This is a genomic window from Roseicyclus persicicus, from assembly GCF_012395815.1.
GTDB lineage: Bacteria > Pseudomonadota > Alphaproteobacteria > Rhodobacterales > Rhodobacteraceae > Roseicyclus > Roseicyclus persicicus.
This window is the reverse complement of the sequence record NZ_JAAZQQ010000001.1, coordinates 866,801-890,311: the sequence shown is the minus strand read 5'-3', so window position 1 is coordinate 890,311 and position 23,511 is coordinate 866,801. Positions and strand designations below refer to the sequence as shown.

The 23,511-nt window shown below is 70.8% G+C and carries 19 protein-coding genes and 1 tRNA gene; 9 read left to right on the top strand and 11 right to left on the bottom strand.

What is annotated here, in order from left to right; translation table 11 throughout:
- Positions 1 to 17 precede the first annotated feature (17 nt).
- The 7 genes from HCU73_RS04530 to HCU73_RS04500 all read right to left on the bottom strand — a co-directional run bounded on the left by HCU73_RS04530 (position 18) and on the right by HCU73_RS04500 (position 8,097).
- Positions 18 to 1,502, bottom strand: coding sequence for a UDP-N-acetylmuramoyl-L-alanyl-D-glutamate--2,6-diaminopimelate ligase (locus tag HCU73_RS04530; RefSeq protein WP_168622188.1), 1,485 nt, complete (start codon positions 1,500 to 1,502; stop codon positions 18 to 20).
- A 20-nt stretch (positions 1,503 to 1,522) separates the two neighbouring features.
- Positions 1,523 to 3,304 (bottom strand): peptidoglycan D,D-transpeptidase FtsI family protein, encoded by a 1,782-nt coding sequence (locus HCU73_RS04525; protein WP_168622187.1) that lies wholly within the window; start codon positions 3,302 to 3,304, stop codon positions 1,523 to 1,525.
- Positions 3,301 to 3,672: a cell division protein FtsL gene (gene ftsL / locus HCU73_RS04520; RefSeq protein WP_168622186.1), complete on the bottom strand. Its 372-nt coding sequence runs from the start codon at positions 3,670 to 3,672 to the stop codon at positions 3,301 to 3,303. Before ftsL ends, HCU73_RS04525 begins: the two co-directional genes overlap by 4 nt.
- Positions 3,672 to 4,670 carry a 16S rRNA (cytosine(1402)-N(4))-methyltransferase RsmH gene (gene rsmH / locus HCU73_RS04515; RefSeq protein ID WP_168622185.1) on the bottom strand — a complete coding sequence of 333 codons (999 nt, stop codon included), beginning with the start codon at positions 4,668 to 4,670 and terminating at the stop codon, positions 3,672 to 3,674. The genes ftsL and rsmH overlap by 1 nt, the downstream gene beginning before the upstream one ends.
- Complete coding sequence (locus HCU73_RS18870) at positions 4,667 to 5,188, bottom strand: cell division/cell wall cluster transcriptional repressor MraZ (RefSeq protein WP_168622184.1); 522 nt, start codon at positions 5,186 to 5,188, stop codon at positions 4,667 to 4,669. Before HCU73_RS18870 ends, rsmH begins: the two co-directional genes overlap by 4 nt.
- Before the next feature lie 551 nt (positions 5,189 to 5,739).
- Positions 5,740 to 6,828: an Mrp/NBP35 family ATP-binding protein gene (locus HCU73_RS04505; protein ID WP_168622183.1), complete on the bottom strand. Its 1,089-nt coding sequence runs from the start codon at positions 6,826 to 6,828 to the stop codon at positions 5,740 to 5,742.
- 42 nt (positions 6,829 to 6,870) lie between these two features.
- A complete protein-coding gene (locus HCU73_RS04500) occupies positions 6,871 to 8,097 on the bottom strand; it encodes an MFS transporter (RefSeq protein ID WP_168622182.1) in 1,227 nt (408 codons plus the stop codon).
- Between the two features lie 168 nt (positions 8,098 to 8,265).
- Here HCU73_RS04500 and HCU73_RS04495 point away from each other — a divergent pair, with 168 nt between their 5' ends.
- Positions 8,266 to 8,487 (top strand): DUF1127 domain-containing protein, encoded by a 222-nt coding sequence (locus HCU73_RS04495; RefSeq protein ID WP_168622181.1) that lies wholly within the window; start codon positions 8,266 to 8,268, stop codon positions 8,485 to 8,487.
- A gap of 337 nt (positions 8,488 to 8,824) precedes the next feature.
- Here HCU73_RS04495 and HCU73_RS04490 read toward each other — a convergent pair whose 3' ends face one another.
- Positions 8,825 to 9,277, bottom strand: coding sequence for an Lrp/AsnC family transcriptional regulator (locus tag HCU73_RS04490; RefSeq protein WP_168622180.1), 453 nt, complete (start codon positions 9,275 to 9,277; stop codon positions 8,825 to 8,827).
- 73 nt (positions 9,278 to 9,350) lie between these two features.
- On the opposite strand from HCU73_RS04490, the gene HCU73_RS04485 reads away from it, so the two are divergent.
- Entirely contained in the window at positions 9,351 to 9,944 is a 594-nt protein-coding gene (locus HCU73_RS04485) for a LysE family translocator (protein WP_168622179.1), read from the top strand.
- Here the strand turns inward: HCU73_RS04485 and HCU73_RS04480 are convergent.
- Together HCU73_RS04480 and HCU73_RS04475 are read right to left on the bottom strand one after the other, a co-directional pair.
- On the bottom strand, positions 9,934 to 10,218 hold the full coding sequence (locus HCU73_RS04480) for a hypothetical protein (protein ID WP_168622178.1): 285 nt from the start codon (positions 10,216 to 10,218) through the stop codon (positions 9,934 to 9,936). The genes HCU73_RS04485 and HCU73_RS04480 overlap by 11 nt on opposite strands.
- Positions 10,219 to 10,283: 65 nt before the next feature.
- A complete protein-coding gene (locus tag HCU73_RS04475; protein ID WP_168622177.1) occupies positions 10,284 to 12,740 on the bottom strand; it encodes an ATP-dependent helicase in 2,457 nt (818 codons plus the stop codon).
- A 162-nt stretch (positions 12,741 to 12,902) separates the two neighbouring features.
- Here HCU73_RS04475 and HCU73_RS04470 point away from each other — a divergent pair, with 162 nt between their 5' ends.
- On the top strand, positions 12,903 to 14,048 hold the full coding sequence (locus HCU73_RS04470) for an alpha-hydroxy acid oxidase (protein WP_210730468.1): 1,146 nt from the start codon (positions 12,903 to 12,905) through the stop codon (positions 14,046 to 14,048).
- 161 nt (positions 14,049 to 14,209) lie between these two features.
- Positions 14,210 to 17,650: a pyruvate carboxylase gene (locus HCU73_RS04465; protein ID WP_168622176.1), complete on the top strand. Its 3,441-nt coding sequence runs from the start codon at positions 14,210 to 14,212 to the stop codon at positions 17,648 to 17,650.
- 34 nt (positions 17,651 to 17,684) lie between these two features.
- Here the strand turns inward: HCU73_RS04465 and HCU73_RS04460 are convergent, their stop codons facing one another.
- Entirely contained in the window at positions 17,685 to 18,623 is a 939-nt protein-coding gene (locus HCU73_RS04460; RefSeq protein WP_168622175.1) for a hypothetical protein, read from the bottom strand.
- 137 nt (positions 18,624 to 18,760) lie between these two features.
- Between HCU73_RS04460 and HCU73_RS04455 the strand changes: the two genes are divergently transcribed.
- The 5 genes from HCU73_RS04455 to HCU73_RS04435 all read left to right on the top strand — a co-directional run bounded on the left by HCU73_RS04455 (position 18,761) and on the right by HCU73_RS04435 (position 23,470).
- Positions 18,761 to 18,835, top strand: a tRNA-Gly gene (locus HCU73_RS04455).
- 231 nt (positions 18,836 to 19,066) lie between these two features.
- A complete protein-coding gene (locus HCU73_RS04450) occupies positions 19,067 to 21,232 on the top strand; it encodes a YjbH domain-containing protein (RefSeq protein ID WP_168622174.1) in 2,166 nt (721 codons plus the stop codon).
- Positions 21,223 to 21,915 (top strand): YjbF family lipoprotein, encoded by a 693-nt coding sequence (locus HCU73_RS04445; protein WP_168622173.1) that lies wholly within the window; start codon positions 21,223 to 21,225, stop codon positions 21,913 to 21,915. Before HCU73_RS04450 ends, HCU73_RS04445 begins: the two co-directional genes overlap by 10 nt.
- Before the next feature lie 173 nt (positions 21,916 to 22,088).
- Positions 22,089 to 22,298: a hypothetical protein gene (locus HCU73_RS04440; RefSeq protein WP_168622172.1), complete on the top strand. Its 210-nt coding sequence runs from the start codon at positions 22,089 to 22,091 to the stop codon at positions 22,296 to 22,298.
- 92 nt (positions 22,299 to 22,390) lie between these two features.
- Positions 22,391 to 23,470, top strand: a complete 1,080-nt coding sequence (locus HCU73_RS04435; protein ID WP_338051975.1) for a DUF1972 domain-containing protein — start codon at positions 22,391 to 22,393, stop codon at positions 23,468 to 23,470.
- The last annotated feature ends 41 nt before the right edge of the window (positions 23,471 to 23,511 follow it).

The following is a 23,511-nucleotide window of genomic DNA, read 5'->3' as shown; positions in this document are numbered from 1 at the left end:
CCCCTCCAGATGCGCGCTCATGCGCGACCCTCCAGCGCGGCCACCGCCACGCTTGCCTGTTCCACGTCGTCGAAGGGGTAGACCACGTCGCCGATGGTCTGCCCGGTCTCGTGCCCCTTGCCCGCGATCAGGAGCGCGTCGCCCGGTTCCAGCGCGTCGACGCCCCGCAGGATCGCCTCGGCGCGGTCGCCGACCTCGGTCGCCTCGGGACAGCCTTGCAGAATTTCTGCCCGGATCGCGGCCGGAACCTCGGATCTCGGGTTATCGTCTGTCACAAATACCACATCCGCATGCTCGGCCGCGGCCTTGCCCATCAGCGGCCTCTTGCTCCGGTCGCGGTCGCCGCCGGCGCCGAACACGACCACCAGCCGGCCCAGCACATGCGGGCGCAGCGCCTTCAGCGCGGTTTCCAGCGCGTCGGGCGTATGCGCGTAATCCACGAAGACCGGCGCGCCGTTGGCGCGGCGGCCCGCCAGCTGCATCCGCCCGCGCACCCCCGCCAGCCGCGGCAGGACGGAGAACACCGCCGCCGCCTCCTCGCCCGCGCCGATGCACAGGCCCGCCGCCGTCAGCACGTTCATCGCCTGGAACCCGCCAATCAGCGGCAGGCGGGCCTGCACCGGCTGGCCCTGCCAGCGGAACAGCACGTCCTGCCCGGTCTCGTCCAGCCGCCGACCGGTGATCTTGAGCGCCGCGCCCTCGGCATACTGCGCGACGCCGATCACCTCGATGTCGCGCCGGGCGCAGGCCTCGGCCACGCGGGGGCCGTAGCTGTCGTCGAGGTTCACCACCGCCACGCCTTCCTCGGGCAGAAGCTCGGTGAACAGCCGCAGCTTGGCCTGGAAATAGCTTTCCATGTCGCCGTGGTAGTCGAGGTGGTCCTGCGTCAGGTTGGTGAAGCCCGCCGCGGCCAGCCGCACCGCCTCCATCCGCCGCTGGTCGAGCCCGTGGGAGGACGCCTCCATCGCCACATGGGTGACGCCCGCGCCCGCCATCTCGGCCAGCACCCGGTGCAGCGTCAGGGGTTCGGGCGTGGTGTGGATGCCCGGCGCGGCAAAGGCACCCTCGACCCCGGTGGTGCCGACGTTCACCGCCTCGTGGCCCAGCGCGGCCCAGATCTGGCGGGTGAAGCTGGCGACGGATGTCTTGCCGTTGGTGCCGGTGACGGCGACGACCGTATCGGGCTGCGCGCCGAACCACAGCGCCGCAGCATGGGCGAGCGCCGCGCGGGCGTCCTCGACCACCACCAGCGCCGCCTGCGCCCCGGCGAGGTCAGCCGCGGCAAGCTCGGCCCCGGCCCGGTCGGTCAGGATCGCGCCCGCGCCGAGGCGTAGCGCCGTGCCGGCGAAGGCCGCGCCATGCACCCGCGTGCCGGGCAGCGCGGCGAAGAGCGTGCCCGGCCCGACCTTGCGGCTGTCGAGCGCAAGGCCCGTGACCGGAACGTCGCCGCCCGTCCGGGGGGTCAGCCCCAGGTCCGACAGATGCCTTGTCCGAGGCGCCATGCCTCACCCCCCGCGCGCAGTCACCGTGAACTGCTGGATAGCTCATCCTCGCGGAGGGGTTCAATCTCGGGTCTGAGGCCAAGGAGCGGCGCGGCCCGCCGGATGATCTCGGCGGCGACCGGCACCACGGTCCAGCCGGCGGTGCGGCGCGGCTCGGGGCCCGAGGTCTCGACCGGTTCCTGCAACATCGCGATCAGCACGTAGCGCGGGTCGTGCATCGGGAAGGCCGAGGCGAAGGTGTTGATGTTGCGGTCGTCGTAGTAACCGCCCGAGGGGCGCGGCAGGTCGGCGGTGCCGGTCTTGCCGCCGACGAAATAGCCCTCGACCTCGGCAAAGCTGGCGGTGCCGTCGGTGACGGTGGCGCGCATCAGGTCGCGGATGTCGCGGCTGGTGGCCTCGGACACGATCCGCTCGCCCTGTTGCGGCACGTCCTGCCGCAGCAGCGTGGGCCGGACCAGCGTGCCGCCGTTCACCAGCGACGCATAGGCCGCGGCCAGGTGCACCAGCGAGGTCGACACGCCGTGGCCGTAGGAAATGGTCATGGTCGACAGCTCGCCCCAGCGCCCGGGCACCAGCGGGCGGGCGTTGCGCGCCTCGACGATCTCGACCGGGGCGGGCTCCAGCAGGCCCAGCCGGGCGAGGAACTCGCGCTGGCGCTCGGGCCCGATCACCTGCGCCATGCGCGCCGTGCCGATGTTGGAGGAATGGATGAACACGTCGTGCACCGACTGCTCGGGCCCGTAGCTGCGGAAGTCGCGGATCGCGAAGCCCGCCATGCGCAGCGGCCCGCGGGTGTCGATCATGTCGTCGACGTTGAACAGGCCGAGGTCGATGGCCTGCGCGATGGTGAAGGCCTTGAACACGGACCCCAGCTCGTAGACGCCCTGCACCGCGCGGTTGAACAGCGGGCTGTCGGCCGGGTCGCCCTCGGTCAAGGGCGCGGGCCGGGCGTTGGGGTCGAAATCGGGCAGACTGGCCAGCGCCACGATCTCGCCGGTGTGCACGTCCATCAGCACGGCGGCCGCGCCGCGCGCGTTCATCAGGGCCATGCCGCCGGCCAGCACCTCCTCCAGCGCGGCCTGCACGGTCAGGTCCAGCGACAGGGTCAGGGGCTGGTCGCGGCCGGGGTCGCGCAGTTCCTCGTCGAACATCGCCTCGATCCCGGCGACCCCGATGACCTCGGCGGCGTTCACCGCCTCCTGCCCAAAGCCCGCGCCGCCCAGGATGTGCGACGCGATGGAGCCGTTGGGATAGAGCCGCATCTCGCGCGGGCCGAACAGAAGCCCCGGCTCGCCCAGGTCGTGCACCTGCTGCTCCTGTTCCGGGCTGAGGTAGCGCCTGAGCCACAGGAAGCGGCGTTCGGAGGCGAAGCGCTCGTAGAGCGTGTCGGCGTTCATCTCGGGAAAGATCTCGGCCAGCCCGTCAGCCGCGGCGCGGGCGTCCACGATCTCGTGGGGGTGGGCATAGAGCGCGTTGGTGGCGAAATTCGTCGCCAGCACCCGGCCCTGCCGGTCGACGATGTCGGCGCGGGTGGTGTGGATGGCCGGTGTCGACTGGGCGACGCTCGGCTCCTCGGCCTCGGTGGTGGCGAGGGCCGCCATCCGCACGCCGACCGACCCGAAGGCCATCAGGAACACCAGCGCCATCAGCAGGAGCCGCCCCTCGGCGCGCTGGCGCATCCGGTCGCGCTCGGCCTCGTGGCGCAGGCGCAGGTTCTCGCGCATGATGGCGTCGGGGTTCTCGCCCCTTGCGCGGGCGTCGAGAATGCGGGCCAGCGGGCGGAGCGGCGTCCGCAGGGTCATGGGATGCGCTCCTCGGGGGTTGAGGCGTTGTCGAGCAGCACCTCGTCGGCCGCCTCTAGCTCGGGGTCGGGCTCGGGCTCGGGCAGCGGATAGGGGATCTGGGCGGCGCGGCCGAACTGCTCGGGCGCGAGCGGCAGGAGGCCCAGCCGGTCGAAGTTGAAATCGGCCAGCTCGCGCAGGCGGTCGGGGCGGTTCAGGTAGGCCCATTCGGCGCGCAGGATCGCCAGGCGTTCGCGCTCGGCGCCGATGTCGCGCTGCAGCTGCTCCACCCGGCGCTCGGCCTGCTGGGTCAGGATCGTCTGGTGGTAGGCCCAGTAGCCCAGCCCGATCACCGCGAGCATGGCCATGAGCGTGGCAAAGCCCCGCATCACAACACCTCCGGCAGCAGGGGCAGACCCAGCTTGGTGCGGTCGACCGGCGCGGCGGGGGCCTCGGTGCGGGTGGCGACGCGCAGCCGGGCGGACCGTGCGCGGGGGTTGTCGGCCAGCTCCGCGTCGTCGGGGGCGATGGCCTTTTTCGGCGTCAGGACGAAACCTGGATCCTGCCGCGCCGCCTCGGGCGCGTGGCGCGAGCCGCCGCCGCCCTCGGCCGCGCGCTCGGCGAGGAAGCGTTTCACCACCCGGTCCTCGAGCGAATGGAAGGTCACGACCGCCAGCTTGCCGCCGGGGACCAGCGCGCGCTCGGCCGCCTCCAGCCCGTCGACCAGCTGGCGCAATTCGTCGTTCACCGCGATGCGGATGGCCTGGAAGCTGCGGGTCGCGGGGTGGCTCTGGCCGGGCTTGCGGCGCGGCAGGCAGCTTTCGACGATGGCGACGAGTTGCAGCGTGGACGTGATGCGCCCCTTCGCCCGCTCCGCGACGATGGCCCTGGCGATGCGGCGCGCGGCGCGTTCCTCGCCGTAGTGATAGAGGATGTCGGCGATCAGCGCCTCGGGTGCGTCGTTCACGATGTCCTCGGCCGAGACGCCCGCCTGCCCCATCCGCATGTCGAGCGGCCCGTCGGCCATGAAGGAAAAGCCGCGCTCGGCGCGGTCGAGCTGCATCGACGACACGCCGAGGTCGAGCGCCACGCCGTCGAGCGGCACGCCCGCCAGCCGGTCGAGATCGGAGAAGGTGCCCGCCACCAGCGCCAGCCGATCGCCGTAGCCCGCCGCCCAGGGCGCGGCCATCTCTAAGGCCAGCGGGTCGCGGTCGATGCAGATCACGCGCGCCGCCCCCGCCTCAAGCAAGCCACGGGCGTAGCCACCAGCGCCGAAGGTTCCATCGAGCCACACGCCCCGGACCGGCGCCACGGCCGCCAGGAGCGGGCGCAGCAGGACGGGAACGTGGGGTGCCCGGGGCCCCGTTGCCGCCCCGCGCCCGGTCATTCCGCGCCCGCAGGAGCGGGATCGTCGGGAAGAAGAGAAAGCGCGTCGAAATGCTCATCGCCCTGCCCAAGTTCAGCCAGCAGCGCGGCGAAGGCGGCGGCTTGCTGGTCCGCCTCGGCCGGGCTGAGGATGTGGAATTTCTCACCATGCCCCTCGAAGGCGGCTTCCTCGTCCAGCGCGATCTTGTCCCGCAATTCCTGGGACAGAACGAGCCGGCCGGTGTCGTCCAGCGTCACCGTCTCGGACATGGTCTTGTAGTAATACGACATGATCCGCTTCTGCGCGGAGCCCGACTTCATCGCGCTGATGCGCGCGAGCAGGCGCGCGTAGGCATCCGCCGACCAGCACTCGAGAAAGCGCTTGGAGGGGTCGCCGAAGGTGATGTGCAGGCGGATCGGGCTGTCGGGCGTGTAGTCGGCGTCGCAGTTCTGCAAGACGCGACGGAACTTGACCGGGATCGACACCCGGCCCTTTCCGTCCACCTTGTTCCGGCTGACGCCGGTGAACTCGCGTTCCACGGGACTTCGCCCTTTTTTTGCCTCAAAGCGGCCGTAATCGGACCGCCGGGAACGGAAACGGCGGTTTGAGCAAGCTGCCACTGCTCAAACCGCCGCCCTCGTCCCATTGCTGGGTGTCCGACTACGCAGGCCACCTGGGGGGATGTCTGCTCGCTTGCGCGCCGGATCTCTTCTTTCTGGCGTTAGAGATGCCTGTATGAACCTGCCTATTTTGTTTTTGGTTCAGGCCTTTGCGGCCCGTCGTTGATCTCGTCTGCCGATGTCCAATTGATGCCATGGAGTTTTCTCCCATGCAAACCCTTTTTTTGGGAAAACATCCCAAGATGTGGGAAACGAGGCACCCGCAAAACAGCATCTAGCGCCCGCGCCAGGCGGGCGGACGGCAGCTTTAGTAGGTGGCGTGGAAACAATCCCTAGATGTAGGGGTCGGCCGGTCGGTGGGACGGCGTGGGATCGCCGCCCAGATTTTTCCACCCATGGGCCGAAATGCCGATCCGGGGCGCGCGCCGGGGCACTGCCCGGCGCGAATCACCCCGTCGTGATCGGGCCGGTCAGACGATCCCGCCGTCGATCAGCCGCCGCGCCAGCGCCGCGTAGGCCGTGGCCATGCTGCTGTCGCCCGTGGCGATGGGCGTGCCCGCGTCGCCCGCGAGCCGCGTGTCGAGGTCGATCGGCAGCGAGCCGAGGAAGGGCAGGCCCAGCCGCGCGGCCTCGGCCTTCACCCCGCCCTCGCCGAAGATATGCGCCTCGTGGCCGCAGTTCGGGCAGTGGTAGACGCCCATGTTCTCGATCAGGCCCAGGACTGGCGTCTTCAGCAGGTCGAACATGTTCAGCGCCTTGCGCGCATCCAGAAGCGCCACGTCCTGCGGCGTCGACACCACGATGGCGCCCGTCACCTCGGATTTCTGGCACAGCGTCATCGCCACGTCGCCGGTGCCGGGGGGCAGGTCGACGATCAGCACGTCCAGCTCGCCCCACTCCACCTGCGTCAGCATCTGCTGCAGCGCCCCCATCAGCATGGGCCCGCGCCACACCACCGCCTTTTCCTCGGGCAGCATGAAGCCGATCGACATCAGCGTCACGCCATGGCCGTGCAGCGGGATGATGGTCTTGCCGTCGGGCGAGGACGGGCGCTTGTTCACGCCCATCATGCGCGGCTGGCTCGGCCCGTAGATGTCGGCGTCGAGGAGGCCCACCCGCTTGCCCGCCCGCGCCAGCGCCACGGCGAGGTTGGAGGCGACCGTCGACTTGCCCACGCCGCCCTTGCCCGAGCCGACGGCGATGATCCGCTGCACGCCGGCGGGCTTCATCGGCCCGGCCTGCGGCGTGGGGTGGCCGCCGATCTTCAGGCTCGGCGGCGCGGCGGCGGGGGCGGCCGGCGCCTTGGCCGCGGGGCCGTGGGCCGTCAGCGCGACCGCCACGCTGTCCACGCCGGGCAGCTTGCCCACCAGCTGTTCGCAGGCGAGCCGCACCGGGCCCATCGCGCGAGCCGCCTCGGGGCTTTCGGCCTCGAGCACGAAGCTGACCTTGCCGCCGTCCACCCGCAGCGCGCGCACCATGTCGCGGCTGACCACGTCGCCGCCATCGGGCAGCGTCAGGCGGCGGAGGGCGTCGAGGATGGTCTCGCGGGTCTGGGTCATGGTCGTCTCGGGCTTGGCTGCGGTCGCGACTGACATAGGGCGTCAGCGGCGCGGGTGCACCCCCAGAATCAGCGCGCCCTGCACCGCCGCGCCGGTCAGCCCCGCCACCGCCAGCGCCGCGCCGATGCCGATCCATTCCGCCAGCGCACCGATGGCGAAGGCGCCCAGAGCCACGGTGCCGAAGCCGACCACCACCCACAGGCTCATCACCCGGCCGCGGTAGGCGTCGGGCAGGTCCGACTGGATCGAGGCCTGCATCGACACGCCGACCCAGGTGGCGCAGAACCCCGTCAGCGCGGTGGCCAGCACCGCCAGCGGCCAGGCGGGCGCCACGCCCATCGCCACCACCGCCCCCTGCCCGACCATCGTCGCCCAGAGCACCGCCGGCGACAGCCGCGCGCCCACCGCGTCGGCGCCCGCGGCCTTGAGCACCGCCGAGCCCAGCGCCCCCGCCCCCGCCGCCGCCGTCAGCACGCCCAGCCCCGCCGCCCCGCGCCCGAAGGCGCCGTCGGCCAGCACCGGCAGCACCTCGAGCGCGCCGCGCACCGCCGTGGCGAAGGACAGCGTCAGCAGGAGCGCGCTCCGCACCAGCGGCGCGGTGACGGCATAGCGCAGCCCCTCCACGAGATCGCTCAGGACCGAGGCGCGGGCACGCGGCGGCAGGGCGCGCGGCCGGAGCCGCGGCAGCACAAGGAGCATCGGCACGTAGCACAGCACCGACAGCCACAGCGCCACCCCCGCCCCCGCGGTGGCGATGACCCAGCCCGCCAGCACCGGCGCGACCAGCCGGGCAAGGTTGAAGTTCAGCGCCGTGATGCTGACGACGTGCTGCACCATCGCCGCCGGCACCAGCCGCGGGCCCAGCGACATGCGCACCGGATGATGCGCCGACGAGATCACCCCGATCGCCAGCGCCGCCAGCACCAGCGCCCCCGGCCCCGTCCACGGCAACGCCAGCGCCAGCGCCGCCAGCACCGCGGCCATCGACCCGTTGGTGGTGAAGGAGGCGCGGCGGATGTCGACCCGGTCGGCCATCACGCCGAAGAACGGGCCCAGCACCAGCGCCGGCGCAAGGCTCAGGCCCGCCACCAGCCCCACGAAGCCGGCCGAGCCCGTGCGCTCCCACGCGAGCCAGCCCAGCGTGACCCGCTGCACCCAGATCGCCTGCACGGCAAAGAAGATCCCGACGAAGAACAGCCGGAACTGCCCGTCGCGGAACGCCCCGCCCGCCAGCCCCGAGATGTCAAGGGCACCCTTCCGCAACGTCATCCCCAGCCATGCATTTGCTGCAAAGCAGCATTGAACCATCGTCCATTGTGCAGACGCAGCATTCGCTTATCTTCGGTTTCAACAAGGGCGGACACGACACAACGCCCTGACGGGGAAGATGTTAGCGCAATCCGGCGCAACCCCGATGACCGAGGAAAGAGACTGAACATGGCATATGTTTCGAGCAACCGCAGCGCGACCCTGAGCTTTGGCGACCGTATCGCCGAGATCCGCAAGGACCTGTCCGATGCGTGGCGCGCCTACCGCGTCTATCGTCATACGCTGGCCGAATTGCAAGCGCTCTCGCCGCGCGAGCTGGCGGATCTCGGGCTGAACCCGACGACGCTGCGCTCGGTCGCGCTGGAAGCGGCCTACGGCAAGCAGGTCTGACCGGCCTGACACACGGAACAGCCTGGCGATCCTCCTCCTCCCTTCGGATCGCCCGGCCCGCGGGTCCATCTCCCTCCTCCCTAGGATGGGTCCGCATCTACCCGGCCCGGCAACGGGCCACACGGACCGGTTCCCTCTCCTCCTCCCTTTTGGGGGAACCGTGACGACCGGCGGCGGGGCTCTCCTCCTCCCTTGGCCCTGCCGCCACCCCATTCCCGCAAGGCCCTGCGCCTTGCGACCCGCAGATCGGCGCCTCCTCCTCCCTTGGCGCTGTATGCTGGCGGCGGCATCCACCTCCTCCCTTAGGATGCCGCCGCCTTTTTTCCTTCAGTCCCCGCTATGCGCGCTCGTCCTTGGGCGAGCCCATCACGACATAGGTCGTGATCGTCGCCACCTGCGGCAGCGCCCCCAGCACGTCGGTGTGGAACCGCTTGTAGGACGGCAGGTCCGCCGCCTCGACGCGCAGCAGGTATTCCACCGCCCCGGTGATGTTGTGACACTCCCGGACCTCGGGCGCGGCCTGCATGGCGCGCTCGAAGGCCTCCTGCGCGCGCTTGGTATGCTCGCTGAGGCCCACGGTGATGTAGGCGACGAAGCCCAGGCCCAGGCGGTCGGGCGGCAGCACCGCGCGGTAGCCCGCGATCACGCCCGCGGCCTCCAGCGCCTGCACCCGGCGCGAACAGGCCGAGGGGCTCAACGCCACCCGCTCGGCGAGGTCGAGGTTGCTGATCCGCCCCTCGCGGGACAGCACGCGCAATATCTGGCGGTCTTTCTGGTCAATCGTCGTCATTCCTTGCGCAGATTGCCCGCCCTGCACACGGATTGCAATTTCATTGCGCCACGGGCGGCGCAGTCTGCCCGCCATGACACCCGATCTGCTCCTGGCCCTTGCGGTCTTTGCCTTCGCGTCCTCGATCACCCCGGGGCCGAACAACATCATGCTGCTCGCCTCGGGCGCCAATTTCGGCCTCGGGCGCACGGTGCCGCACATGCTGGGCATCTCGGTCGGACATGCAGTGATGACGGCGCTCGTCGGGCTCGGGCTGCTCGGCCTGTTCGAGGCCCTGCCCTGGCTGCGCGGGGCGCTGATGGCGGTGTCGGCGGCCTACCTGCTGTGGCTGGCGTGGAAGATCGCCAACGCCGCCGCCCCGGGCGAGGCCAGGCCGGGCGGGCGGCCCTTCAGCTTCCTGCAGGCGGCGGGGTTCCAGTGGGTGAACCCCAAGGCGTGGTACATGTCGATCTACGCCCAGACCAACTTCGCGCCCGACGGCGGCCTCTGGGGCGCGCTGGTCGTGGCGGGGGTGTTCGCGCTGGTGAACCTGCCCTCGGTCGCGGTCTGGGCGGCGGCGGGCACGCAGCTGCGGCGCTGGCTGGACGGGCCGGGGCGGCTCCGGGCCTTCAACGTGACGATGGCGCTGCTGCTGGTCGCGTCGCTGTGGCCGATGCTCAGGGGGTGAGGGGCCAGGGATCGGCCGCGCCGTTCGCCGGGCGCGCGCGGCGGGTGCCCAGGTCGACGATCTCGCAGCCCGGGTTGACGGCGCGCACCACCGACAGGAGCGCCAGGCTGGCGCCCTCCGCCGCGAGGCACAGCCGGTCGTAGCTGCCGCCGGCCAGCATCAGGCGGGCCTGCGCCGGGCTGCGGGCGACATGCACCTCGCCCATGACGCCACCATAGAGGGCCACCCAGCTTTGCGCGCGCATCGGGTCGGGTTCCAGAACCAGGGTCTTCATCAGGCGTCCTCCCCGCCGGATTGCACCAGGTCGTCCGTGCTGTGCCGTCCCCGCTGCCGTCCCGGTCAGAACGGCACGTCCCCCGCCGCGCCAGCAGCGACGAGAAACCTCCCCAAGACATGTTTCGCCCCGGCCTTGTCGAAATCAACCCCGAGCTTGTCCCCCTCGACCGAAACCACGGTGCCGTAGCCGAATTTCTGGTGGAAAACGCGGTCGTCGAGGGCGAAGGCGCTGACCGCCTCGGCGTCGACGGTCATGTGGCGGGCCTCGGCGGGCTGGCGCAGGCCGGGGCGGGCCTGATTCGCCTGCAGCCGCTTCCAGCCGGGCGAGTTGTAGACATCGGCCCGCGCCGCGGCGGCGTGCAGGTCGGACCCGCGCATCAGGTCGGCCACCGGCGAGGCGCTGGCCCCCATGCCGCCACCATGGCCGTAGAGGCCCGGGGGCGTCAGCACCTCGACATGATCCTCGGGCAATTCGTCGATGAAACGCGAGGGCATCTGGCTCTGCCATTGCCCGTAGACGCGGCGGTTGCCGGCGAAGGAGATGGTGCAGACGCGCTCGGCCCGGGTGATCCCGACGTAGGCGAGGCGGCGCTCCTCCTCGAGGCCCTTCATGCCTTCCTCGTCCATGGCGCGCTGGGACGGGAACAGCCCGTCCTCCCAGCCCGGCAGGAACACGGCGGGGAACTCCAGCCCCTTGGCGGCGTGCAGCGTCATCAGCGTGACCTTGGGCTCGCCGTCCTCCTGCTCGTTGTCCATGATCAGGCTGACATGTTCGAGGAAGCCTTGCAGGTTCTCGAAGGATTCCAGCGCCTTGACCAGTTCCTTGAGGTTCTCCAGCCGCCCCGGGGCCTCGGGCGTCTTGTCGGCCTGCCACATCGCGGTGTAGCCCGACTCGTCGAGGATCCGCTCGGCCAGCTCGATGTGCGACAGCCGCTCCGCGGCGGGGCGGTCCTCCTCGACCAAGAGGTCGTCGTCGGCCGCGCCCGGCGTGACGGGCCTGAGGCCGCCCAGCATCAGGTCGCGCCAGCGCGCAAGCCCGTCGAGCAGCGCCTTGAGCTCCTTGCCGCCCTTGCCGCCGATCGCGCCGGTCTCGGCGGCCAGCCGCGCGCCTTCCAGCAGGCTGACGCCGTTCGACCGCGCCAGCTTCTGCATCGTCGCCTGCGCCTTGTCGCCGAGGCCGCGCTTGGGCGTGTTGACGATCCGCTCGAAGGCGAGGTCGTCGTCGGGGCTGACCACGACGCGGAAATAGGCCATGGCGTCCCGGATCTCCATCCGCTCGTAGAAGCGGGGGCCGCCGATCACCCGGTAGGGCAGGCCGATGGTCAGGAAGCGGTCCTCGAAGGCGCGCATCTGGTGTGACGCGCGGACCAGGATCGCCATGCCATCGGGGCTGATCGGGTCCATCCCGCGGGTGCCGCGGGTCATCGCCTCGATCTCCTCGCCGATCCAGCGCGCCTCCTCCTCGCCGTCCCAGTGGCCGATCAGGTGGACCTTCTTGCCGTCCTCGCCCTCGGTCCAGAGCGTCTTGCCCAGCCGGCCCTTGTTGCCCGCGATGACGCCCGAGGCGGCGGCGAGGATATGGCCGGTGGAGCGATAGTTCTGCTCCAGCCGGAGCACCTGCGCGCCCGGGAAATCCTTTTCGAACCGCAGGATGTTGCCCACCTCGGCGCCGCGCCAGCCGTAGATCGACTGGTCGTCGTCGCCCACCACGCAGATGTTGGAATGCCCGGCGGCCAGCAGGCGCAGCCAGAGATACTGGGCGACGTTGGTGTCCTGGTATTCGTCCACCAGGATGTAGCGGAACCAGCGCTGGTACTGCTGCAGCAGGTCGGTGTGGGCCTGGAAGATGGCGATCATGTGCAGCAGGAGGTCGCCGAAATCGACGGCGTTCAGCTCCCGCAGGCGTTGCTGGTATTGCGCGTAGAGGTCGATGCCCCGCCGGTTGAAGGCGCCGGCATCGGCCGCCGGCACCTTGTCGGGGGTCAGCGCGCGGTTCTTCCAACCGTCGATGATCCCGGCCAGCTGCCGGGCGGGCCAGCGTTTCTCGTCGATCTCCTCGGCGAGGATCAGCTGCTTCATCAGCCGGACCTGGTCGTCGGTGTCGAGGATGGTGAAGTTCGACTTGAGCCCCGCCAGCTCCGCATGACGGCGCAACAGCTTGACGCAGATCGCGTGGAAGGTGCCGAGCCAGGGCATCCCCTCGACCGGCTGGCGCATCAGGGCCGCGACCCGCAGCTTCATCTCGCGCGCGGCCTTGTTGGTGAAGGTCACGGCGAGGATCTCGTTCGGCCGCGCGGTGCCGGTCTGCAGCAGGTGGGCGATGCGGGCGGTCAGGGCGCGGGTCTTGCCGGTGCCGGCCCCGGCCAGCATTAGGACCGGCCCCTCCAGCGCCTCGACCGCGGCGCGCTGCGCGGGGTTCAGCCCGTCGAGATGCGGCATCGGCCGCGCGGCCATCGCCCGCGCGGACAGGGACTGGGAGGACGCGGCCTCGAAGGCGTCGGAGTCGTCGAAACTGCTCATGCGGCAAGGATAGTGCGGAACGCCGCGGCTTTAAAGGTTTGTTCGCAGAATGTTCCGTCCGCGCCCGGCGGCGGGCCGGGTCTGCGTATTTGTGGGAAAGATGAAGGGGATGCGGTCGGCGGGGTCTGGACAAGGCGCGCGTCCCACGGCTTGCTGCGCGCCATGGACCTGCACAGCCGCTACCCCGCCCTCTCCGACCTCAAGGCCCGCGCGCGCCGGCGCATCCCGCATTTCGTGTGGGAATACCTCGACAGCGCCACCGGCGCCGAGACGGTCACGACACGCAACCGCGCCGCGCTCGACGAGGTGCTGTTCCGGCCCGCGGCGCTGCGGGGCGAGGTGAAGGCGGACCTGTCCACCACGCTTCTGGGGCGGAGCTACCCGGCGCCCTTCGGCATCGCGCCGCTGGGCATGTCGGGGCTGATCTGGCCCGAGGCCGAGCGGCACCTGGCCCGCCACGCGGCCCGGGCCGGCATTCCCTACACGGTGTCCACCGTGGCGACGCGCACGCCCGAGGACCTGAAGGGCGACATCGGCGACCAGGGCTGGTTCCAGATGTATCCGCCCCGCGACCCGGGGATGCGCACCGACATGCTGCGCCGGGCGCGCGAGGCGGGGTTCCACACGCTGGTGCTGACGGTGGACGTGCCCGCCGCCTCGCGGCGCGAGCGGCAGACGCGCGGGGGCCTCGTGCAGCCGCCGCGCCTGACGCCGCGGCTCATGGCGCAGGTGGCGCTGTGCCCGGCCTGGGCCCTGGGCATCCAGGCCACGGGGATGCCGCGGATGCGCCTGATGGACAGCTACGCCGACCAGAAGGCCACCGGCCCCCTGCCCTCCACCGCGCATGTCGGCTACCTGCTGCGCGCGGCGCCCGACTGGGACTACGTCAGGGCGCTGCGCGAGGAATGGGACGGGCCGCTGATCCTGAAGGGCGTGATGGAGGCCGAGGTGGCCGCCCGCGCCGACGCCGAGGGGGTCGACGCGATCTGGGTCTCGAACCACGCCGGGCGCCAGTTCGACGGGTCGCCGGCCAGCCTCGACGGCCTGCGCCACGTGCGCGGCGCGACGCGGCTGCCGATCCTGTTCGACAGCGGCATCGAGGGCGGGCTCGACGTGATGCGGGCGCTGGCGCTGGGGGCGAGCTTCGTGATGATGGGCCGGCCCTGGCATTTCGCGCTGGGGGCGCTGGGGCGCGAGGGCCCGGCGCACTGGCATGACATCCTGGTCAAGGACATGGCGTCGAACATGGCCCAGATCGGCGCGCAGCGGTTGTCGGACCTGCCCGAGCGGCTGGCCACGCCGGGCTGACCGGCACTCGCGCGCCGCGTGTGGGCCGGCCCGGCGCCCCGGTGCACCGTTGCATGCGAAACGGCTTGAAAAACAAGGCATCCCGCGACGACACGGCGGTTGCCCGGCGCGGTCCGCAGGCCTACACATGCTGCAACCGCGAGACGAAAGGCCCGTGACCGATGCCCGACTTCAAGAAGATCCTGATCGCAAACCGCGGCGAGATCGCCATCCGCGTCATGCGGGCCGCCAACGAGCTGGGCAAGCGCACGGTCGCGGTCTACGCGGACGAGGACAAGCTGAGCCTGCACCGCTTCAAGGCGGACGAGGCCTACAAGATCGGCGAGGGCCTCGGCCCCGTCGCGGCCTACCTGTCGATCGACGAGATCATCCGCGTCGCCAAGCAGTCGGGCGCCGACGCGATCCACCCGGGCTATGGCCTGCTGTCGGAAAACCCCGCCTTCGTGGATGCCTGCGTCAAGGCCGGGATCACCTTCATCGGCCCCAAGGCCGACACCATGCGCGCGCTGGGCGACAAGGCGAGCGCCCGGCGCGTGGCGATCGAGGCGGGCGTGCCCGTCATCCCCGCGACCGAGGTGCTGGGTGACGACATGGCCGCGATCCGGGCGCAGGCGGCCGAGATCGGCTATCCGCTGATGCTCAAGGCCAGCTGGGGCGGCGGCGGGCGCGGGATGCGGCCGATCACCTCGGAAAAGGAGCTTGAGGAAAAGGTCCGCGAGGGGCGGCGCGAGGCCGAGGCGGCCTTCGGCAACGGCGAGGGCTACCTGGAGAAGATGATCCTGCGCGCCCGCCACGTCGAGGTGCAGATCCTCGGCGACAGCCACGGCAACATCTACCACCTCTATGAACGCGACTGTTCGGTCCAGCGCCGCAACCAGAAGGTCGTGGAACGCGCCCCCGCCCCCTACCTGTCGGCCGCCCAGCGCGAGGAGATCTGCCTGCTCGGCAAGAAGATCTGCGAGCACGTGAACTACGAGTGCGCGGGCACGGTCGAGTTCCTGATGGATATGGACACGGGGAAATTCTACTTCATCGAGGTGAACCCCCGCGTGCAGGTCGAGCACACCGTGACCGAGGAGGTGACGGGCATCGACATCGTGCGCGCCCAGATCCTGATCGCGGAGGGCAAGTCGCTGGTGGAGGCCACCGGCGTCGCCTCGCAATACGACATCACGCTGGACGGCCACGCGATCCAGTGCCGGGTGACGACCGAGGACCCGGCCAACAACTTCATCCCCGACTACGGCCGCATCACCGCCTACCGGGGTGCCACCGGCATGGGCATCCGGCTCGATGGCGGCACGGCCTATTCGGGCGCGGTCATCACGCGCTACTACGATTCGCTGCTGGAAAAGGTCACGGCCTGGGCGCCGACGCCCGAGGCCGCCATCGCGCGGATGGACCGGGCCCTGCGCGAGTTCCGCATCCGGGGCGTCAGCACGAACATCGACTTCGTCATCAACCTCCTGAAGCACCCGACTTTCCTGAACTACCAGTACACGACCAAGTTCATCGACACGACGCCCGAGCTGTTCGACTTCAAGCCGCGGCGCGACCGGGCGACGCGCATCCTGACCTACATCGCCGACATCACGGTGAACGGGCACCCCGAGACCGAGGGGCGCCCCCGCCCCCGCGCCGACGTCAAGGACCCGCGCCCCCCGGCGCTCAAGGCCGAGAGGCCGGCGATGGGCACACGGCAGCTTCTGGACGAGCACGGCCCCGAGGCGGTGGCGAAGTGGATGAAGGAGCAGACCCAGCTCCTCGTCACCGACACGACCATGCGCGACGGGCACCAGTCGCTCTTGGCCACCCGGATGCGGTCGATCGACATGATCAAGGTCGCGCCCGCCTACGCCGCGAACCTGCCGCAGCTGTTCAGCGTGGAATGCTGGGGCGGGGCCACCTTCGACGTGGCCTACCGGTTCCTGCAGGAATGCCCGTGGCAGCGCCTGCGCGACATCCGCGCGGCGATGCCCAACATCATGACGCAGATGCTGCTGCGCGGGGCCAATGGCGTCGGCTACACGATCTACCCCGACAACGTGGTGCAGGCCTTCGTCAGGCAGGCGGCCGAGTCCGGCGTCGACGTGTTCCGGGTCTTCGACAGCCTGAACTGGGTCGAGAACATGCGCGTCGCCATGGACGCGGTGCTGGAGACCGGCAAGATCTGCGAGGGCACGATCTGCTACACCGGCAACATCCTCGACCCGGACCGGGCGAAGTACGACCTGAAATACTATGTCAGCATGGCCAAGGAGCTGGAGGCCGCGGGCGCGCATGTGCTCGGGCTGAAGGACATGGCGGGGCTCTTGAAACCGGCGTCCGCCGCGGTGCTGATCCCGGCGCTGAAGGATGCGGTGGACCTGCCGATCCATTTCCACACCCACGACACGGCCGGCATCGCCTGCGGCACGATCCTTGCGGCCTCGGCCGCCGGCGTCGATGCCGTGGACTGCGCGATGGACGCGCTGTCGGGGAACACGTCGCAGGCGACGCTGGGCACCATCGTCGAGGCGCTCCAGTTCACCGACCGCGACACCGGGCTCGACATCAAGGCGATCCGCGAGATCTCCGACTACTGGGAGGCCGTCCGCGCCCATTACGCGGCCTTTGAATCGGGGATGCAGGCGCCCGCGTCCGAGGTCTATTTGCACGAGATGCCGGGCGGCCAGTTCACCAACCTCAAGGCGCAGGCGCGATCCATGGGGCTGGAGGACCGCTGGCACGAGGTCGCGCAGATGTACGCCGACGTGAACCGCATGTTCGGCGACATCGTGAAGGTCACGCCGTCCTCCAAGGTGGTGGGCGACATGGCGCTGATGATGGTGAGCCAGGGCCTGACGCGGGCGGACGTGGAGAACCCCGAGAAGGAGGTCGCCTTCCCCGAGTCGGTCATCGACATGCTCCGCGGCAACCTCGGCCAGCCGCCGGGCGGCTTCCCCCCGGGCATCCTGAAGAAGGTGCTGAAGGACGAGCAGCCGATCCTCGACCGGCCTGGCAAGCATGTGCCGCCCGTCGACCTCGACAAGACCCGCGCCGAGGTGTCGGAGAAGCTCGAGGTCGAGCTCGATGGCGAGGACCTGATGGGCTACCTCATGTATCCCAAGGTGTTTTCCGACTACGCCACCCGCCACAAGACCTATGGCCCCGTCCGCACCCTGCCCACCCGCACCTTCTTCTACGGGATGGAGCCCGGCGAGCAGATCGAGGCCGAGATCGACCCCGGCAAGACGCTGGTCGTCCAGCTTCAGGCGGTGGGCGAGACCACCGACGACGGCGAGGTCAAGGTGTTCTTCGAGCTGAACGGCCAGCCCCGCACCATCCGCGTGCCGAACCGCAAGATCGCGGGCACCGCGGTGAAGCGCGCCAAGGCCGAGACCGGCAACCCCAACCACATCGGCGCGCCGATGCCGGGCGTGGTGGCCTCGGTCGCGGTGACGGCGGGGTCGAAGATCAAGACCGGCGACCTCCTTCTGACCATCGAGGCGATGAAGATGGAGACCGGCCTCCACGCCGAGCGCGACGCGACGGTCAAGGCCGTCCACGTCTCGCCCGGCGGCCAGATCGACGCCAAGGACCTGCTGATCGAGCTGGAATGACGCGCGCCCGCCCCGGGGCAGGCGCGCGTGGCCCCTATTGCAGGTTGAACTGCGCGACCGGGTCCTGAAGGTAGTAGACCGTCCAGGTGCCCGCCGTGGGCGCGCCGAGGTAGTAGAGCGTCAGCTCGCTCGGCCGAGGCTGGTCGGTCCAGCTCGACGAGATGCTCCAGCGCGTGCGCACCCCGTCGCTGGTCTCGTAGCCGAGATAGGACAGCGGCAGCCCGTCCGGCCCGACCAGCGCGAAGCTCTCGGCCTGCATGAAGGCGCGGTTCTCGCCGGCCTGCGCGTCGGTCGCGGTCGACATCAGCGGCGTCGCCGTCAGTTCCAGCCGCAGCGCCTGCCCGGCCGTGGGCACCACGCGCCCGGCCAGGTCCTGCCCGCTGATCCGGGTGGTCAGCGCGAGCGCCGGTTCGGCGCCGAAGCCCGTGACCGCCACCTGCAGCGTCTGGCCGGGGGTGACGGGCTGGGTCGGCGCCACGTTCAGGTCGATCGGCACCTGCAGCAGCGCGTCGGCCGGGCCGATGTGCACCGTCGCCGCCGTCACCCCGTCGGGCACCAGCCAGACCGCCTCGAGAAAGCCCTGCTCGGTCTCGGCCGGCCAGTCGCGCGGGCGGCGCGCGAAGATCGACGGCGAGCCGTCCTCGAACACGCCCACGTAGTCGTAACGGCCCACCGTGCGCTGCCCCTCGGCGGCGCCCGGAAGCCACAGGGTGATGTCGTTGGAACTGATCGAGATGCGGTCGACCGTCTCCGAGAAGCCCGCGTCGAAGACCATGCGGACATGGTAGAAATCGGCGCCCGGCCCGCTTTCGAGCACCAAGGGCGCGCAGCAGGACAGGCCCGCGTTGCCGTTGGGGCTGACGATCTCGTCGTAGCGCTGGACCGACACCGAAACCGGCGTCAGCAGCGACTGCGCGGCCGCGGGCAACGCGGAGCCCAGCGCCGCGAGGGTGGCGATGATCGTTGTTTTCATGGGGATTTCCTTCCTGCCAAACGATCCCGATCATGTCCCGTGTCAATCGTCCGGCATGACCCCCGCCGGGTCAAGAAAAAGGTCGAATTTCCCCCTTGCACCCCCCCGCGCTTCCGCTTAATACCCGCGTCCACAGAGCGGGTGTAGCTCAGGGGTAGAGCATTACCTTGCCAAGGTAAGGGTCGTGAGTTCGAATCTCATCACCCGCTCCAGTCGCAAAGGCCCGGGTCCTCGGACCCGGGCCTTTTCGTTTCCCGCGCTGCCGAAATCCTGTGCAGCCCGCCGCCCAGCGTGACCCGATTGCATCGCTCGGGCACCAATGCGGCCCGGGTGGCACAAGCTTGCGGGCACCACCGGAAAAATGGCGGTATCACCACACCAAAGATAGTGCACCGCCCGGCCCCGGCCGGACGATCGGGTGCGGTGACGACGGGATCGGATGGATGAGGACGACCTCCAGGCTCTGCACGCTCGCCTTCGCGGCCCTCGCCCTCGGCGGCGCGCAGGCCGCGAGCGCCCAGACCGAACCGAACCGCAGCCTGTCGGCGCAGCCCACGCTGAACTTCTACGGCCTGCCCGGCCTGATGGACATGCCCAGCGCCGGGGCCATGCCCGACGGGAACCTCGCCACCACCGTGGTCCACTTCGCCGACCAGACCCGGGGCACCCTGTCGTTCCAGGTGCTGCCGCGCGTGACGGCCACCCTGCGCTACTCGGTCATCGGCGGCTTCTTCACGCCTGATGCCTCGCCGCCGGCGCAGGAGTTCTACTTCGACCGCAGCTTCGACCTGCACTGGCTCGCGATTCCCGAGGGCGGCTGGTGGCCGGCCGTCGCGGTCGGCATCCGCGACGTGGTGGGCACCGGCATCTACGGCGGCGAATACGTGGTGGCGACCCGGCATTTCGGCGCCGACGACCAGCTGGCGGTGACGGCGGGCATCGGCTGGGGCCGGCTGGGCCAGCGCAGCCCGTTGGGCCAGCCCTTCGGCCCGCGCCCGCCGATCGACATCGGGCTCGGCGGCAACGTCGACTTCGACCAGTTCTTCCGCGGCGACGCGGCCCTGTTCGGCGGCATCGAATGGCAGGCGACCGACCGGCTGCGGGTGCAGGTGGAATATTCCTCCGACCTCTACCTCGCCGAGGCGGCGGACGGGCTCCTGAGCGTCGAAAGCCCGATCAACATCGGCGCGACCTACCGGCTCGGCCGCAACGCCACGATCGGGGCGCACTACCTTTACGGCAACACCTTCGGCCTCAGCTACAGCCTGCTGATCGACCCGCGCCGCCCGGCGGCCAATTCGCTGGTCACGGCGGCGCCGAACCCGGTCGCGCCGCGCCCGCCCCGGACCCAGCCCTACGCCACCGGCTGGACCGCCCAGCCCGACGGCCCGGCGATCCTGCGCGACAACGTCGCCCGGCTGATGGAGGAAGAGGGGCTCGACCTGCTGGGCCTGTCGCTCGACGCCGGCCGCGCCGTCATCCGGGTGCGCAACACCCGCTACCAGTTCGAGAGCATGGCGCTCGGCCGCGCGATGCGGGTGCTGTCGATCACCATGCCGCACTCGGTCGAGGTGTTCGAGGTCGTCTTCGTCGTCGAGGGGATGGACGTCAGCCGCGTCCGCATGTCCCGCTCGGACATCGAGGCGCTGGAGCACGCCCCCGACGGCGCCGCCCAGCTGCTCGCCCGCGCCGAGGTCGAGGACCCGCTGGGCGCCCGCGACCCCGAGCTGATCGAGATCCTGGAACCCGGCCGCCGCTTCACCTGGGGCGTGTCGCCCTACCTCGAGACCGCGCTGTTCGACCCCTCGGCCCCGATCCGCGCCGACGTGGGCGTGCGCGCCGAGGCGCGCTACGAATTCGGCAACGGCTTCGTCGCCGAGGGCGAGGTCCGCGCCCGTGTCGCCGGCAACCTCGACGAGCAGCGCCAGGTCGACGGCCCGGTCGCCAGCCCGACCGCCCCCTACCCGGTGCGCACCGACGCCTATCTCTACAACCGCGAAAGCGACGCGCGCGTCGAGCGCCTGACCTTCAGCCACTACGGCCGGCCGGCGCGCAACATATACAGCCGCCTGACGGTGGGCTACCTGGAACGCATGTATGCCGGGGTCTCGGGCGAACTGCTGTGGCGGCCGGTCGACAGCCGCCTCGGCCTCGGGATCGAGGTCAACCACGTCTGGCAGCGGGACTTCGACGGCGGCTTCGGCCTGCGCGACTACGACGTGACCATGGGCCATGTGTCGGCCTATTTCGACCTCGGCGGCGATTTCGAGGCGCAGGTCGATGCCGGCCGCTACCTGGCGGGCGACTACGGCGCGACCCTGCGGCTGGAGCGCGTGTTCGACAACGGCTGGCGCGTCGGGGCCTTCGCCACCTTCACCGACGTCTCCTTCGACGATTTCGGCGAGGGCAGCTTCGACAAGGGGATCACCCTGGACATCCCGCTGGGCTGGACCGCGGGCACCGCGACGCGCGAGAACGTGGCCGCCACGATCCGCCCCGTCCTGCGCGACGGGGGCGCGACGCTCAACATCGAGGGGCGGCTGAACGGCCTGGTGACCGACTACCACCGGCCCCGGTTCGAAGACACGCGAGGCATGATATGGCGCTGAGCCCCTTCCTGCGCCTGCTCGGCTGTGCCGCGCTGGCCGTGTCGCTGGCCGCCTGCGGCGACGGCCGCAGCGATCCGCTCGTGCAGGGCGTCCGCACCATCGTCGGGGCCACCGGCCTCGGCGGCGGGGCCGTCGCGGCGACGGGCCCGGCCCTGACCGCGGCGACGGTGCCGCCCGCCGTAGTGGCCCAGCTGCAGGGCCCGCTGATCCTTGTCGAGGCGACCCGCCTCGGCAGCGCCAGCCTGATGACCCGCGTCGGCCAGAACGGGCCGGACGCCACCTGGCGCAGCCCCGAGGACTGGGGCATCACCCTGGGCGCCGGGGGCCTCCTGCGGTCGACCCGCGGCCTCGGCTTCGACCTGATGGCGACCGATGTCCGGCCCGTCGCCGCCGCGCTTGCGGCCCGGCGCACGGGGCCGGTGGACCGGCTCATGGTCCGCCTCGACGGCGAGGCGCAAGAGCTGCGCGAGGTGCACAGCTGCACCCTGCGGCTGGACGGGCCCGAGCCGGTGGTGATCGCGGGCGCGAGCCGCAGCCTGACGCGGATGACCGAAACCTGCCAGGCCGGCGCGGACCGCTACGAGAACATCTACCGCCTCGACAGCGCCGGGCGGACGATCCAGTCCGACCAGTGGGTCGGCCCCGAGATCGGCCACCTGCGCATCACCCGGCTCAAGGAGTGATCCGGCCTGTCCGCAACCTGCACAACGCGCAGGCAAACGCGACATGGGCGCGGCATTTCGGACACGCTGCATGGCAGCGATGCGAGGAATTCCGCCAGCCGGGCAATCGAGCATTGATCGGACGCGGGTCCCTGCGGTATCCCTTTCCCAAGCTACTTATTGGAGGCTTCACGATGAAGAAGATTATCGGAACGACCCTGATTGCGACCCTTCTGGCAGGCACCGCTGCGACCGCGCAGCAGATCGCCCCGCTCGACACCACCGCATCGACCCAGGCGGGAACCCTGCCGATCCTGACGACGATCCCCGCGGGGGCCATCGTGGTCGGCGGCTTCGTCGTCCTCGCCGGCGTCATCATCGGCCTGGCGTCGGACGGCACCTGATCGGTCATCACCGCGACTCATGAAGGCCCGCGACGGCATCCCCGTCGCGGGCCTTTCCTCTGTTGACGATGGTCGCAGCCGGACAGATCGCCGTGATCGGAACCGTCGGCGTTCCGGCCCGCTACGGCGGGTTCGAAACCTTGGCCGAGGAACTGGTCCGCGCGGCCGCCGCCGCCGGCAAGGCGCACCGGCTGACGATCTGGTGCAGCCGCCCGCAGACCTCCGCGCCGCACCCCGACAGCTTTCTCGGCGCCCGGCTGCGCTACCTGCCCCTCAAGGCCAACGGCCCCCAGTCGATCCCCTACGACGCCCTGTCGCTGATGCAGGCCGCCCGCAGCGGCCACGCCGCGGCCCTGGTCCTCGGTGTGTCCGGCGCCTCGGCCCTGCCGCTGATCCGCGCCACGACGCGGCTGCGAATCGTCACCCACCTCGACGGGATCGAGTGGCGGCGGCCGAAATGGGGCCGCCTCGCCCGCGGCGTTCTGCGCGGGTCCGAGGCGCTGGCGGCGCGCTGGTCGCACGAGGTCATCGCCGACAACCCCGAGATCGCCCGCCATGTCCGCGACCGCTACGGCCGCGAGACGCTGGCCATCACCTACGGGCACGAGGCGGCCCGCAGCACGCCGCCCGCCGACATCTCGGACCTCGGTCTGCCCCGGGGCGGTTATGCGCTGTCGATCGCCCGGGCCGAGCCCGAGAACAACCTCGCCCTGATCCTGCGAACCTTCGCCGCCCGCCCGCCGCGCCCGCCGCTGGTGGTGATGGCGAACTGGGGCGCGACGGCGCACGGCCGCGACCTGCGCCAGCGTTACGCCGGCCACCCGCACCTGCACCTTCTCGAGGCCGAGTACGACCCCGGCCGCCTGCGCGCCATCCGTGACGGCGCCACGCTTTATGTCCACGGCCATTCCGCCGGCGGCACCAACCCCACGCTGGTCGAGATCATGGGCTTCGCGATCCCCGTCGCCGCCTTCGACTGCCCCTTCAACCGGGCCACGACCGACAACGCGGCGGCCTATTTCGACAGCGCCGACAGCCTCGACGCCCTCGTCCCCGTGCTGACCGACCCGCGCCTGGCCCACGGCATGGGCGCCGAACTGGCCGCCATCGCCCGCCGGCGCTACCGCTGGCGCGATGTCACACAGGCCTATTTCGACCTGCTCGGCCTTTAGCCCGCCCTTTCCCCGCCCGATTCCCGCGTCTATAGGGTCGT

Bases quoted from the DNA above. Each gene is read 5' to 3' on its own strand.
- ftsL (WP_168622186.1), bottom strand. From the start codon at position 3,672: ATGCGGGGCTTTGCCACGCTCATGGCCATGCTCGCGGTGATCGGGCTG.
- HCU73_RS04505 (WP_168622183.1), bottom strand. From the start codon at position 6,828: ATGACCCAGACCCGCGAGACCATCCTCGACGCCCTCCGCCGCCTGACG.
- rsmH (WP_168622185.1), bottom strand. From the start codon at position 4,670: ATGACCGGGCGCGGGGCGGCAACGGGGCCCCGGGCACCCCACGTTCCC.
- HCU73_RS04485 (WP_168622179.1), top strand. From the start codon at position 9,351: ATGACACCCGATCTGCTCCTGGCCCTTGCGGTCTTTGCCTTCGCGTCC.
- HCU73_RS04475 (WP_168622177.1), bottom strand. From the start codon at position 12,740: ATGAGCAGTTTCGACGACTCCGACGCCTTCGAGGCCGCGTCCTCCCAG.
- HCU73_RS04460 (WP_168622175.1), bottom strand. From the start codon at position 18,623: ATGAAAACAACGATCATCGCCACCCTCGCGGCGCTGGGCTCCGCGTTG.
- HCU73_RS04490 (WP_168622180.1), bottom strand. From the start codon at position 9,277: ATGACGACGATTGACCAGAAAGACCGCCAGATATTGCGCGTGCTGTCC.
- HCU73_RS04530 (WP_168622188.1), bottom strand. From the start codon at position 1,502: ATGGCGCCTCGGACAAGGCATCTGTCGGACCTGGGGCTGACCCCCCGG.
- HCU73_RS04470 (WP_210730468.1), top strand. From the start codon at position 12,903: ATGGACCTGCACAGCCGCTACCCCGCCCTCTCCGACCTCAAGGCCCGC.
- HCU73_RS04450 (WP_168622174.1), top strand. From the start codon at position 19,067: ATGAGGACGACCTCCAGGCTCTGCACGCTCGCCTTCGCGGCCCTCGCC.
- HCU73_RS04480 (WP_168622178.1), bottom strand. From the start codon at position 10,218: ATGAAGACCCTGGTTCTGGAACCCGACCCGATGCGCGCGCAAAGCTGG.
- HCU73_RS04440 (WP_168622172.1), top strand. From the start codon at position 22,089: ATGAAGAAGATTATCGGAACGACCCTGATTGCGACCCTTCTGGCAGGC.
- HCU73_RS04500 (WP_168622182.1), bottom strand. From the start codon at position 8,097: ATGACGTTGCGGAAGGGTGCCCTTGACATCTCGGGGCTGGCGGGCGGG.
- HCU73_RS04495 (WP_168622181.1), top strand. From the start codon at position 8,266: ATGGCATATGTTTCGAGCAACCGCAGCGCGACCCTGAGCTTTGGCGAC.
- HCU73_RS04525 (WP_168622187.1), bottom strand. From the start codon at position 3,304: ATGACCCTGCGGACGCCGCTCCGCCCGCTGGCCCGCATTCTCGACGCC.
- HCU73_RS04465 (WP_168622176.1), top strand. From the start codon at position 14,210: ATGCCCGACTTCAAGAAGATCCTGATCGCAAACCGCGGCGAGATCGCC.
- HCU73_RS04445 (WP_168622173.1), top strand. From the start codon at position 21,223: ATGGCGCTGAGCCCCTTCCTGCGCCTGCTCGGCTGTGCCGCGCTGGCC.